This is a genomic window from Mesorhizobium sp. C264A (genome assembly GCF_040324515.1).
GTDB lineage: Bacteria > Pseudomonadota > Alphaproteobacteria > Rhizobiales > Rhizobiaceae > Mesorhizobium.
In genome coordinates this window covers 1,753,876-1,766,672 of record NZ_JAMYVY010000002.1, presented here as the reverse complement: position 1 = coordinate 1,766,672, position 12,797 = coordinate 1,753,876, and the positions used below count along the sequence as shown (strand labels likewise).

The window sequence follows — 12,797 nt, the reverse complement described above, 5'->3', positions numbered from 1 at the left end:
ATAGAAGCAGTCCGGGATCAGGATGTCGTGAGCCCAAACGCAAACGGCGGATCGAAGAGATCCGCCGTCGGGTTTCGTATCTGCAGCCAGCCTACCAGAGGTCGTAGCGCAGCCCGAGCTTGACCGTCTGATAATTGATGCCCTTGTGGATGTTGAAGGCGCCGCTGTCATAAGCGACATATTTGGCGCCCGGCACCGAGAAATATTCGTAGCCAAGGTCAACCGACACGTTCTTGGCCACCTGATAGGAAAGACCGCCCCCGATCGAATAGGCAAGGTTGAATTTGCCCTCCTTATCCGTTGCACCCTCGTAACCGGCCGGATCATCACAAGAGAACCCGCCCGTGCCGGACGAATTGGGGGCCACTTCCACGCAATCCTTCGCCCCAATGCTCCTGTAATATTTATTGTATGCGACACCGACCCCTCCGCCAAGATATGGAGTGATTCCAACATAGGTGCCGAGATCCACATAGCCATTGGCCATGATGCTGTAGCCTTTGTTGGAAGCATTGTCGGAAAGATCGCATGCCTGCGTAGCCGCGACGGAATTGATGGTGCCAAAACCGTCGTCCACAAGCGTATGGCCGTCGCAAGTGGCTGCCAACTTGGCGTGTTCCCCGAATTTGTCGGTCGGAAGAATCCCGCCGTTCAGTTCGACCCGAAGATAGTCGTTGACATGATACCCCATACCGAAACTGCCTGTGAAAAGGCTGCTCTCATCGGTAAAGCTGTTAAGCGGGCCGGTTGTCGCTTCCTCATGCTCGAAGGGATGGCTGAACGCGTAGCCGACATCGCCGCGCAGATACCAGCCCGAGCCGACCTCGACCGGTTGATAGTCCGGCGCCTGATCGACATAGATCGGCGGGTCGTAGTCCGCGGCTTGCGCCGGCGTCAGCAGCGCTAGCGCGAGTGCGGCAAGTGCCGGCGCTGTCAGCAATTTGAAATTCATGGGTCCCCGGCTCCTGAAATTGGCGCTCTTCATTTTGATCGCAAGCGCCGTTTCAGTGGGCATTGTTAACCATAGTGGTTAAGTGCGGGTTAAGGATAACGCGACGTTACCGATTTGATTTCGATAGGCTTTCTCCTCCGCACGCCGCGGCCTGGAAGTGCACCGCAATCGGCAAACAAAAACCGCCCGGCATGGCCGGGCGGTTCGCAAATTCCTGGATTTCGAAGCGACTACTTGGTGTAGACCGGCTCCGGTTCGGGAACGTAGGGCTCCGGCGGCGGGGCGCAGTCCGACCGGCCGAACTGGTAGCGCAGGCCGCCGCGCACTTCGTGCACGTTGATGCCTCGATCGAAGCCCGGGCCGACATCGCTGTCGGAGGCGTAGTTGAACATCTTGCCACCATTGATGTGGCTGTAGCGATAGCCGAGATCGAGCTTGACCCGGTCGGTCAGGCAGTAGGAGGCGCCGGCCATGAGGGCATAGGCAAAGCGCCAGCCCTTGCCGCCGCTGTGCTCGAAGGAGCCATCGAGATCGGTATTGTGCAGCGTATCCCACTTGACCCAGGCACCACCGATGCCGGCGCCGACATAGGGCGTCACGCCGTGCCAGGTGCCGATATCGACATAGGCATTGGCCAGGAGCAGCATCGCCGAATAGGACGATGTGTCGACGGAGGTACAAGCTATGCCGCCGCCGCAGAAACCATTGGTCGAGCCGCGGAAATTGGACTTGCCCATCCAGTCGAAGGTCAGATCGGTGCGGAAGTACCGGTTGACCTGGTAACCGACACCGGCGCCGGCCGAAAAGGAACTCTTCAACTTGCCGGAGGCGAACGAACCGGGGAGTTGGGGCGGTGCCGGGCTGTAGGTGGTGTAGTCACCACCGCGGAACTTCGACCAGTGATAGTCGATATCGCCGCGGATGTACCAGCCGCCGAAATCGGCCGGCTGCTCGTAGGCGATCGGCGCCGGCGCCTCTTCGACCACTGGCGGCTCCGCCAGATCGGCGGCGAATACTGGCCCGGCCACGCCTGCGAACAGCGCGGCAAGGAAAGCCATTTTTGCTGCATTGAACATGTTTGTCACCCCTGAGAACCCGTCGGAACTTTGAATCCGCTCGAATGTGTTTGACCTCAGTTGTGGATAATGAATTGCAAAAGTTAAAAGGCGTTTAACCCTGTCGATTAACCACGAATTCTCGACATTTTAGCAAACGGCCTCCGCCGGCATGACGCTTGGACCAACCCTGGCCGAAACAAAAAGCCCGCCTGCAGGCGGGCTTGAAGTCTTGAGCCGGCAGTTCGCCCCTGCCCGTCGGAGGCAGCGCAATCAGGCGGCGCTGCGCGTTTCCGAGATGATGTCGACGATGTCGTTGACCACGGCCTCGACCAGCTGTGGGTCGTCGCCCTCGGCCATGACGCGGATCAGCGGCTCGGTGCCCGAGGGCCGGATAACCAGGCGGCCGGCCTTGCCTAGACGGTTGCGCGCATCTTCGATCGCCGCCTTGACCAAGGCTTCTTCAAGCGGCTTGCCGCCGGCGATGCGGACATTCTTCAACAGTTGCGGCACCGGCTCGAATTTCTTCGACAATTCGCTGACCGGCCGGTTCTGCCGCTTGATGCAGGCCAGCACCTGCAGAGCCGAGACCAGCCCGTCGCCAGTGGTCGAGAAATCGGACAGCACAATGTGGCCCGACTGCTCGCCGCCGACATTCAACCCGTGCGCGCGCATATGCTCAACGACATAGCGGTCGCCGACCTTGGTGCGATGCAGCTGCAGCTTCATGTCGCCAAGGAAGCGTTCGAGGCCGAGATTGGACATCACCGTCGAGACGACGCCGCCGCCGGCCAGTCGCCCGCTCTGGTGCCAGGACTCTGCGATCAGCGCCATGATCTGGTCACCGTCGACGATGGCGCCGTTCTCGTCGACGATGACGACACGGTCGGCATCGCCGTCGAGTGCGATGCCGATATCGGCGCGCACTTCATGCACCTTCTTCTGCAGGCCGGCCGGATGGGTCGAGCCGCATTCCTTGTTGATGTTGAAACCGTTCGGATCGACATTGATGGCAATGACCTCGGCGCCCAGTTCCCAAAGTGCGGCGGGCGCCACCTTGTAGGCTGCGCCATTGGCGCAATCGACGACGATCCTGAGACCCGACAGCGACATCGAGCGCGGCAGCGTGCGCTTGGCGAATTCGATGTAGCGGTCATGCACGCCGTCGACGCGCTTGGCGCGGCCGAGCCCGTCGGAATCGGCGAGCGCCAGTTCGATATCCTTGTCGAGCATGCTCTCGATGCGCTCCTCGATCTCGTCGGAGAGCTTGTAGCCATCGGGACCGAACAGCTTGATGCCGTTGTCGTAATAAGGGTTGTGCGAGGCCGAGATCATGACGCCGATATCGGCGCGCAGCGAGCGCACCAGCATGGCGACCGCCGGTGTCGGGATCGGGCCGAGCAGGAACACATCCATGCCGGCCGCGCACAGGCCGGACACCATGGCGTTTTCGATCATGTAGCCGGACAGCCTGGTGTCCTTGCCGAGCACGACGCGGTGGCGATGGCTGCCGCGCTGGAACGACAGGCCGGCGGCCATGCCGACCCGCATCGCGATCTCAGCCGTCATCGGAAACTTGTTGGCGCGCCCGCGAATGCCGTCGGTGCCAAAATAACGTCCTGCCATGCTTGCCAGAATCCCCGTCGGTTTTCAGCCGGCTCGTAATGCCACAATTGGTCCGAGCCCGACTATCACATTGTGTGATTGTATATTACCAATTCTTAGAAAATCATTGTAGCAGGCTGTTCGGAGCGTTGGCAGCGTATCATGACACGGTGTTGCCGCAATATAGCATTCACACTGGGCCACACTGCGCAGATTGGGCCGGTAAGCCGGGACTGTTGGAGGGGCAGATCGCAAGGGTCCATCACCTTATCGGGAGAACGCCGTTTAGCATCTGGCGCAGCCTAGCGTTGAGAGCTATTGATTGACACAGATACAACCTATGGGCGCAGCAACGGGAGAACGCCATGCTCATCCACCGACTTGCAACTTTGACGGGTCTTGCCGTCGCAACCTTGTTCATGGCGGCGCCCGCCAACGCGCTGACCATGGCCCAGTGTAGTACCAAGTATAATGCCGCCAAGGACGCCGGCACGCTGAACGGGCAGACCTGGAATCAGTATCGGAAGGCCGAGTGCGGCACCGACGCGGCGGCCACCACCGAGACCGCAAAGCCGGCGGCCAAGAAGGCCGCTGCGGCCAAGACGGACACGACCAAGGCCGCCGCTGCTGATGACGGCGCCAAGGGTCTGACGGCCAAGGAATGCAGCGCTAAGTACCAGGCTGCCAAGGCCGCCGGTACGCTCAATGGCGCAAAGTGGAACGACTTCCGCAAGACCGAATGCGCCGCCGGCGCATCCGCCTCGGCAGAACCGGCCAAGGCCACGACCAAGGCCGCAGCCACAACCGACGATGGCGCCAAGGGCCTGACGGCCAAGGAATGCAGCACCAAATACCAGGCGGCAAAGGCCGCCGGCACGCTGAACGGCGTGAAGTGGAACGACTTCCGCAAGACCGAATGCGCCGCCGGGGCTTCGGCCGCGGCAGCACCCGCCAAGGCAACCACCAAGGCAGCTGCCGACAGCAGCGGCAAGGGCCTGAGCATGGCCGATTGCAGCGCCAAGTACCAGGCTGCCAAGTCTGCCAATACGCTGGGCGGCAAGAAGTGGAACGACTTCCGCAAGGCCGAATGCGGCGCAGGCGCAGATGACGACGACACCGTGCCCGCTCCGAGCGAGGCGACCTATACCAGCGAGCCCGAGAAGCCCTCGGTCACCGCTCCCAAGGGCGTGAAGTTCCCGGCCGCGATCTCGAAGAAATACGCCGGCGAGACGCCGGCCAAGGGCCGCATGCATACCTGCCTCGAGGTGTATTATGCCAACAAGGACGCCAACACGCTCAATGGCCTGCGCTGGATCCAGAAGGGCGGCGGCTTCTACAGCCTCTGCAATGCCAAGCTGAAGAGCTGATCGCGTAGCCATATTCTCCAGACAAAGGCCCGCGCATCGCAGCATGCGCGGGCCTTTTTATTGCGCTCGAACACACCCGGCGTTGATCGCGTTTCCATATCGCGGAAGCTGTCGGCATCATCTATTCGCCCACACTGCCCACCCCAGACATATCGGTGGTTCGCAAAGATTCCAGTTGGACATATGCAGAACAAATGGTATACAAAAGGACATCGAACTTTTGTCAACCAGGAGGGTCTTATGTCCAGATTGAAATTGGCGGCATTGGCTGTGACGGCATGGATTGCGTGGAGCGTCGCCCCTGCAAGCGCACTGACGATGAAGGAATGCGGCGAGGCCTATCGCACAGCCAAGGAAGGCGGCACTCTGAACGGCATGGATTGGACCGCTTTCCGCACCGAGAAATGCGCGACGTCAGCTGCGGAGAGTGCCAATGCGGATGCGGTCAAAACCGAGCCGCAGTCGCAGAAGGAAACCAGCGCGGCGGTCGCCCCCGCTGTAGCGCCGACGGGCGTGACATTCCCGACCACCCTCGCCGCCGAATTCAAGACCGAGAAGCCCTCGAAGGCGCGTATGAAGACCTGCCTGCAGGGCTACCACGGCAACAAGGACGCGGGTACGTTGAACGGCCTTCGCTGGATCCAGAAGGGCGGCGGCTATTACAGCCTCTGCAACGCCAAGCTGAAGAGCTGATCGACCAGCAGCGTTTGAAGATCGAAGGCCCCCAACCGCAAGGTTGGCGGGCCTTCTCTTGGGTCTTGCCCCGTCAAGCGCCTTGTTTCGAGAGCTGGAGCAGTGCGACCAGGCTTGTAAGATCGGCATTGGCCTGGCCGGCAGCCACCCCGCGCTTCATCAGGCTTTGCATCGGCAAGACGAGTTCGGTGCTGACATCAGCCGACCTGCTGGCATCGATGAGATTGACGTAGGCATCAGCCTGCATGCCCAGGTTGGAAACGACATTGCTGGTGTGATCGCAACTGTCGATCTGTTCCGCCCACTTCGGCAGCAGGCCTTGCATCGACTGAAGCCAGGAGGCCAGCAGCGGCATGAACTCGCCGGCCGGGATCCCTGCTGCGCCCGTCAATGCCAACGCCTGCAGAACGCCCGCGAACATGCCGTACATGCCGCTCAGAAGCGAGATATCATAGAGCGGCGCGAGGCAAGCATCCTCACCGAGGAATTTGCTGGTGCCGAGCGCTCCGAGCTGCCCCGAACAGGCATCGAACGCCTGGCGCGAACCGCTGTAGAGAATCAGGGCGTGCGGCCCGCCGATCATCGGCGGCACCGCCATGATGCCGCCGTCGATATAGCTGGCGCCCTGGCTCACCGCCCAGCCCGACATCGCCCGCGCCTGCTCGGGCGTGCCGTTGGTGAGATTGACCAATGTGCGGCCCGACAGCGCCTCTCGGCTTGGGCCGAGCACCTCACGAACGGTGTCATAGACAAGCAGGCACGCCACGATCAGTGGACTCCATCTGACGGCTTCCTCGACACTCTTGGCCACAATGGCGCCCTTGGCTGCCAAAGCCTCAGCCTTTGCCGGAGAACGGTTCCACACCGTCACCGCATGTCCCTGGTTCAGAAAGGCTTCGGCAAGCGCAGTGCCCATGGCGCCGAGACCGATTACTGTTATGTCGCTCATTCTGCTTCTCCTTGGTTTGGTTGCGCGGTTACGCCGGTGTCGGGGTCAGGTCCTGGCCAAGGCCACCGTCCACGGTCAGCCGCGCGCCCGTGGTGAAGGTCGCGTCGAACGCCAGGAACAGCACTGCACGCGCCACCTCCTCCATCGTGCCGTGGCGCTTCATCGGCGTGACCGCGTCGCCGATCGCCATGAAGGCGGCCCGCTCCTCGGCCGAGGCGTCGGCCACACCCATCGTCGGCGTATCGATGAAACCAGGGCTGACCACATTCACGCGGATCCGGCGCGGCAGAAGCTCGGCGGCCAGGACCTTGGCGAAGGCGCGCAGTGCCGCCTTCGATCCGGAATAGACGCTCATGCCGCCGGTGCCGGATTCGTCGGTGATCGACGAGGTGAAGACTATCGCGCCACCATCCCTGATGAGGGGCAGCAGGCGCTGCGCGGTGAAGAAAGCGCCTTTGGTGTTGATGTCGAAGGTGCGATCGTAACTGTCCTCGGTGACCCGCTCCACGGGTTCGAGATTGGCCACCCCGGCATTGACGTGAAGGAAGTCGATGTGGCCAAGCTTCTGCCCCACTTCGGCACCGAGCGTGACGATATCGGCCATGTCTGAGATATCGGACCGCACGACATGAGCTCGCGAAAGCAGCTTGGCTCGCGCGGCCTCGATGTTGCGCTGGTCGCGGCCGGTGACCAGGACCTCGGCGCCGCTTTCGATCAGGGCTTCGGCAACGGCGAGCCCCATGCCGTGCGTCCCGCCGATGACAACGGCCTTCTTGTTTGCGTATCGTGTCATGATCCATCCCTTTTTGACAAAATCCGGCCGCCGACGGCCTTTGCAGGTCGAAGCGAGGTACCGATATGATGTTGTGGTGTTCGCCGATGCCGGCGAGCTGGTTTGAAGCTATGGACCGGCTTGGTTTTTCTCAAGTACCGACAAAAATGTAAGCTACCCACCGATTGCTCAGAATTGGATGAAACATGGGAAAGAAACAGCCAGATAGTTGCGGATTGGGGCCGGCGCTGGAGGTCATCAGCGGCAAATGGAAGGCGCTACTGCTCTGGCAGATTCACAAGGCGCCGGCACGATTCGGTGAGCTGAAGCGGCTGGTGCCTGACATCAGCGAAAAGATGCTGATCCAACAGCTGCGCGAAATGGAGGCCGACGGCATCGTCCATCGCGAAATCTTTCCCGAGGTGCCGCCGAGGGTCGAATACTCGATTACCGAATTCGGCATCGAGCTGGACAATGCCCTGATCCCGCTGGCCAGATGGGGCAAGCAACATGCTGGCCGGACTGACGGTGTGCGCCCCGGCAAAGCAAATGCATCCGTCCCGCATGCTATTTGAGAGACCCTGAATAGCAAAACGCCGCGGATTGAGCCGCGGCGTTTTCTTGCATCACATGATGTCAGCTCAGCTCGACGGCTGAGGCTCCATGCCGCCTTCGGGCTCGGGACCCTTCTTGCGGCGGCCGGACTTCGGCACAGCCGAGCCGCGGCTTGTGGGGGTGTCATCCCCCAAATCTCGCGCGGGCTTCTGCCCGGCGATCAGCTGCTTGATCTCTTCGCCCGAAAGCGTCTCGTATTCGAGCAGGCCCTGCGCCAGAGCGATCCATTCCTTCTTCTTCTTGGTCAGAATGGACTTGGCCGTGACATAGGCCTCGTCGATCAGGCGGCGTACTTCGGCGTCGATGATCTGCGCAGTCTCTTCCGAGACGTTCTGCGTGCGCGCCACCGAATGGCCGAGGAAAACCTCTTCCTGGTTGTCGCCATAGGCGACGTGGCCGAGCTTGTCGGAGAAGCCCCAGCGCGTCACCATGGCGCGCGCCAGCTTTGTCGCCTGCTCGATGTCCGAGGACGCGCCGGAGGTGATGTTCTCCTTGCCGAACTTGAACTCCTCTGCGACGCGGCCGCCCATCATGATGGCAAGCCGCGAGATCATGTATTTGTAGCTCATCGAATAGCGGTCGCCTTCCGGCAGTTGCATGACCATGCCGAGCGCGCGACCGCGCGGGATGATGGTCGCCTTGTGCAGCGGATCGGCCGACGGCACGTTGAGCGCCAGGATGGCGTGGCCGGCCTCGTGATAGGCCGTGAGTTCCTTTTCGGCCTGGGTCATGGCCGACGAGCGGCGCTCGGCGCCCATCATGATCTTGTCCTTGGCGTCCTCGAACTCGGCCATGGTGACAAGGCGCTTGTTGCGGCGCGCCGCCATCAGAGCGGATTCATTGACAAGGTTCATCAGGTCGGCGCCCGAGAAGCCCGGCGTGCCGCGTGCGATCACCTTGAGGTCGACATTCGGTGCCAGCGGCACGTTGCGCACATGCACCTTGAGGATCTTCTCGCGGCCGACGATGTCGGGGTTCGGCACCACCACCTGGCGGTCGAAGCGACCCGGACGCAGCAGCGCCGGATCGAGCACGTCGGGCCGGTTGGTGGCGGCGATAAGGATGATGCTCTCGTTGGACTCGAAGCCGTCCATCTCGACCAGCAGTTGGTTCAGCGTCTGCTCGCGCTCGTCATTGCCACCGCCGAGGCCGGCGCCGCGATGGCGGCCCACAGCGTCGATTTCGTCGATGAAGATGATGCAGGGAGCATTCTTCTTGGCCTGGTCGAACATGTCGCGGACACGGCTTGCGCCGACGCCGACGAACATCTCGACGAAGTCGGAACCCGAAATGGTAAAGAACGGCACATTGGCCTCGCCGGCGACCGAGCGCGCAAGCAGCGTCTTGCCGGTGCCAGGAGGGCCGACCAGAAGCACGCCGCGCGGGATCTTGCCGCCGAGGCGCTGGAACTTCTGCGGATCGCGCAGGAACTCGACGATCTCTTCCAGATCTTCCTTGGCCTCGTCGACGCCGGCGACATCCTGGAAGGTGACGCGGCCATGCGCCTCAGTGAGAAGCTTGGCCTTCGACTTGCCGAAACCCATGGCGCGGCCGGAGCCGGACTGCATCTGGCGCATGAAGAATATCCACACGCCAAGGATCAGGATCATCGGCAGGTAGGAGATCAGATAGCTGAACAGCGAGTTGGAACCGTCCGACTCAGGCCGCGCATTGATGGTGACGTTCTTGTCCTGCAGCCGCGAGACCAGCTGCGGATCGCCAGGCGAATAGGTCTGGAAGCCATTGGCGTTGTCAGCGTAGGTGCCCGTGATGCGGGCGCCGGCGATGACCACCGTCTTGACCCGGCCGGCCGCGACCTCTTGCAGGAACTGCGAATAGGGAACGTCGGTCGAGGCCCCGCGAGTCTGCGGCGTCTGGAACAGATTGAAGAGAGCAATGAGCAGGACCGCTATGATCGCCCAGAGCGCGAGATTGCGATAATTCGGATTCATCAATTGTCCCGTTGGTGCCCGCTGGGACACGCGTCATGAGAGGAAACTTGCGCCTAACATAGGGAGAGCGCCCCCCCTTGCCAAGCATAACAGCACGTCTGGGTTAAGCTTTCGCGCCATGATCAACCGGCACTGTGGCGGCCAAAGGGCAAGCCGGGACAGGCGGTGCGCCGATCAACTCGGCCACGGCCTGCGCCAACACCAGATCGAAGCACGGCAGAAAACGGGCAAAGGGCGCAACGGCGGGACTGACGGCGATTGCCGCCGCCGCCGCTACATCCCCTGCAAAACCAAGGCATTCGCCGCCGCGCCATAGCGCCGGTTCCGCAGCCAGGGCGGCGCGCACAAGGCTTGGCGGCGCGCCATCCCCGGCAATCGGCGTTTTGGCGGCGGCAGCGGCGCCAAGCGGCGCGATCAACCATGCACCCGAACTGTCGCCCAATGTGATCGCCCCGGCTTCGATGTCTGGCGTGATCCGCCGGCGACCGTCCCAAAGCAGAGTGCCAGCTATTGGCGCGGAACGCGGCAGGTCGCGCGATTCACGGCGCAGGAAGATGCCGTTTCGCCTGATATCGACGACCGCCCGCGACAATGTGGCGCAAAGCCGACCGGCCCGCATTTGCTCGAACAGCGCTTCGCCGCGCGCCTGGTCCGGCAACAAGGCGGTGCCGCCCGTCGCCGCCAGCAGGACACGCAGCGCATAGACCGCGGCTCGCGTGTCGTCAGCTTCGGCAAGACCGGGATCGAGACGGATGAGACCCCTCGCCGGCCGGCTGGCAAATTCACCGATCAGGGCGGCGGCGCGGCGACCGAGTTGTTCGCGCTCGCCGGCGGCCCGCCTGGCCAGGCCGATCGCTTCGGCAAAACGCTGCCCGCTCCGGTCTTCGCCGAGCACGGCCCGGATGCGCGGGCGTTCGAAATTCGTGTCGATGTTGGTCGGATCCTCGACCCAGCCGACATGTTCGCGCTGCAGGAAGGCGCGCAACGCCGCGCGCCGAGCGCCGAGCAGCGGCCGCGCGATCCAGATCCGCCAGTCATAGAGGGTGGCAGGCGCCATGCCGGCGAGACCTCGGCCTGCAAGCTCTCGCCCGTCATTCCGCGCGGCTCGCATCAGGACGGTCTCGGCCTGGTCGTCGGCGGTGTGGCCGGTCACGATCACACCAATGCCTTGCGCCTGCGCTGCCTCGGCCAGCAACCGGTAGCGCGCCTCGCGCGCCGCCGCGGGCAGGCCGGCCGACGGCTTGGCGCCGGACCAGTTGAGCGTCCGGTGCGCGATGCCGCGCTCGGCACAAAGCTTTGCCACGCTGCGCGCTTCGGCTGCTGCTTCCGGACGCAGGCCGTGGTCGATCGTCACCGCCAGCAGCCGGGCTGTCGGGGCGCTGCGGTCGAGGTGAGCCTTGAGGAGAAGAAGGAGGGCGGTCGAGTCGCTGCCGCCGGACACGGCCGCAAGCGCGCCGTTGGTAAAGTCGATCTGCGAAAAATTCGAAAGGTCAGGCTCGGTATCGAGCATCAATGCATGTCGCGCAAAAGTGGTCCCGGTTCTGGGACAACACGGCAAAGACTAGCACGCCGCCAGCGCCCTCTCCTGCTTGACGCGTTCCTTGAGCGCGGCCGAAATATCGGGATAGCGCTTGCCGATCTCGCCGAAGGTGGCGCAGGCGACATCCTTCTGCTTGAGGCCGACCAGCGACACGCCAAGCTTCAGGAGCATGTCAGGCGCCTTCTTGGCCTTCGGATAGTCCTTGCTGGCGGAGAGGAAAACCTCGGCAGCGTCATGATACTTCTGCTGGCCAAGCAGCGATTCGCCAAGCCAGTAATGCGCGTCCGCCGCCTTGGCGTCCTTCGGGAAGCGGGCGATGTGGTCGCGAAAACCCTGCTCGGCGGTGCTGTAGTCGCCCGACAGGATGAACTGGTAGGAGTTGCGGTAGATCTCTTCCGGGTTGTTGGTGGCAGGCAGCGCCGCCACCACCGTGCCGTCCGACTTGCCGGTCTTAGCCCCGGCAGCCGGCGCCTCGGCGGCGGGAGCCGCACCTTCCGCCGGCGCCGCTGCCTGCGTGTTGCCGCCGGCGTCGATTACATTGCCGTTCTTGTCGACGGTAATGGTGCCGAAGGTCTTGGGCGGCGTGCCGTTGATCACCTTGCCGGGATCGCCGGTCTGCGATTCGACGATGACCTCGCCGACGCTCTGGCCGCCATCCGACTGCGCGCCGGCATCGGCCGGCGCCTGGTCTGCCGGGGCCTCGGCGACGCCGGTGCCCGCGCCACCGTCCTGCGGCGCGGCCTCCGATTTCTTCTGCGCGGGCGGCTGCCCGCTGGAGCCGCCTTCCAACTGCTGGAAGCGGAACTCGTTGTCTTCCTGCTGCTTGCGCATCTGCTCCTGCATCTGCAGGATCTGGAAGTTGAGTTCCTCGAGCTTGCCGTTCATCTGCCGGAGCTGATCTTCCAGCCCCGCGGCGGCGGTGCCGTCCTGCTGCTGCGCGATCTGTTGCTGCTCCGGCTTCTCCTTCTTGCCGAAAATGCCGAGCGTCGGCAGATGGAAGGAAAAGCCGCTATCCGCGGGTTGTCCGGTGCCGCTCGCAGAAGCCGCGAAGCCTGATACGAGCAGCAGCGCAAGCGTGCCGCTCAAGACCGATCTGAAATGCATGTGCCTCTCGCCGTGAATATCGTGAGCCTGTTCGCGCCTTCCGATCACAGTGGGACCGGCACGACGCCCTCGGCTCTTAGCAGGAGGCGAGACTTCGGCCAAATTTTGTTTCCGGGTTTGTTTCCGGGGCCGAAACTGAAAAAGGCGGCCACAAGACCGCCTTTCGCATGGAGGTGTTGCAATTATGCGACTA

At 62.8% G+C, this 12,797-nt stretch carries 11 protein-coding genes; 3 read left to right on the top strand and 8 right to left on the bottom strand.

Going from position 1 to position 12,797, the window contains the following annotated elements:
- Positions 1 to 91: 91 nt before the first annotated feature.
- From NKL04_RS27670 to glmM, 3 genes are all read right to left on the bottom strand, one after another.
- Entirely contained in the window at positions 92 to 952 is an 861-nt protein-coding gene (locus NKL04_RS27670) for an outer membrane protein (protein ID WP_023694608.1), read from the bottom strand.
- Between the two features lie 230 nt (positions 953 to 1,182).
- Complete coding sequence (locus NKL04_RS27665; protein ID WP_023673590.1) at positions 1,183 to 2,028, bottom strand: outer membrane protein; 846 nt, start codon at positions 2,026 to 2,028, stop codon at positions 1,183 to 1,185.
- Between the two features lie 252 nt (positions 2,029 to 2,280).
- Positions 2,281 to 3,633 carry a phosphoglucosamine mutase gene (gene glmM, locus NKL04_RS27660; protein ID WP_023688970.1) on the bottom strand — a complete coding sequence of 451 codons (1,353 nt, stop codon included), beginning with the start codon at positions 3,631 to 3,633 and terminating at the stop codon, positions 2,281 to 2,283.
- Between the two features lie 344 nt (positions 3,634 to 3,977).
- On the opposite strand from glmM, the gene NKL04_RS27655 reads away from it, so the two are divergent.
- Both NKL04_RS27655 and NKL04_RS27650 read left to right on the top strand, forming a co-directional pair.
- The gene (locus tag NKL04_RS27655; protein WP_023703183.1) at positions 3,978 to 4,979 is read left to right on the top strand and encodes a hypothetical protein; all 1,002 of its coding nucleotides are present in this window, start codon (positions 3,978 to 3,980) and stop codon (positions 4,977 to 4,979) included.
- 240 nt (positions 4,980 to 5,219) lie between these two features.
- A complete protein-coding gene (locus tag NKL04_RS27650) occupies positions 5,220 to 5,672 on the top strand; it encodes a hypothetical protein (RefSeq protein WP_023688968.1) in 453 nt (150 codons plus the stop codon).
- 73 nt (positions 5,673 to 5,745) lie between these two features.
- Here the strand turns inward: NKL04_RS27650 and NKL04_RS27645 are convergent, their stop codons facing one another.
- Both NKL04_RS27645 and NKL04_RS27640 read right to left on the bottom strand, forming a co-directional pair.
- A complete protein-coding gene (locus NKL04_RS27645) occupies positions 5,746 to 6,621 on the bottom strand; it encodes an NAD(P)-dependent oxidoreductase (protein WP_031209980.1) in 876 nt (291 codons plus the stop codon).
- A 28-nt stretch (positions 6,622 to 6,649) separates the two neighbouring features.
- Positions 6,650 to 7,414: an SDR family oxidoreductase gene (locus tag NKL04_RS27640; protein WP_023703180.1), complete on the bottom strand. Its 765-nt coding sequence runs from the start codon at positions 7,412 to 7,414 to the stop codon at positions 6,650 to 6,652.
- Between the two features lie 185 nt (positions 7,415 to 7,599).
- Here NKL04_RS27640 and NKL04_RS27635 point away from each other — a divergent pair, with 185 nt between their 5' ends.
- Positions 7,600 to 7,968, top strand: a complete 369-nt coding sequence (locus NKL04_RS27635; RefSeq protein WP_023726185.1) for a winged helix-turn-helix transcriptional regulator — start codon at positions 7,600 to 7,602, stop codon at positions 7,966 to 7,968.
- Positions 7,969 to 8,034: 66 nt separating this feature from the next.
- Here the strand turns inward: NKL04_RS27635 and ftsH are convergent, their stop codons facing one another.
- The 3 genes from ftsH to ybgF all read right to left on the bottom strand — a co-directional run bounded on the left by ftsH (position 8,035) and on the right by ybgF (position 12,604).
- Complete coding sequence (gene ftsH / locus NKL04_RS27630; protein ID WP_023673598.1) at positions 8,035 to 9,960, bottom strand: ATP-dependent zinc metalloprotease FtsH; 1,926 nt, start codon at positions 9,958 to 9,960, stop codon at positions 8,035 to 8,037.
- 103 nt (positions 9,961 to 10,063) lie between these two features.
- The gene (gene tilS, locus NKL04_RS27625; RefSeq protein ID WP_352724676.1) at positions 10,064 to 11,470 is read right to left on the bottom strand and encodes a tRNA lysidine(34) synthetase TilS; all 1,407 of its coding nucleotides are present in this window, start codon (positions 11,468 to 11,470) and stop codon (positions 10,064 to 10,066) included.
- Between the two features lie 51 nt (positions 11,471 to 11,521).
- Positions 11,522 to 12,604 carry a tol-pal system protein YbgF gene (gene ybgF / locus NKL04_RS27620; RefSeq protein ID WP_023733018.1) on the bottom strand — a complete coding sequence of 361 codons (1,083 nt, stop codon included), beginning with the start codon at positions 12,602 to 12,604 and terminating at the stop codon, positions 11,522 to 11,524.
- Positions 12,605 to 12,797: the final 193 nt, after the last annotated feature.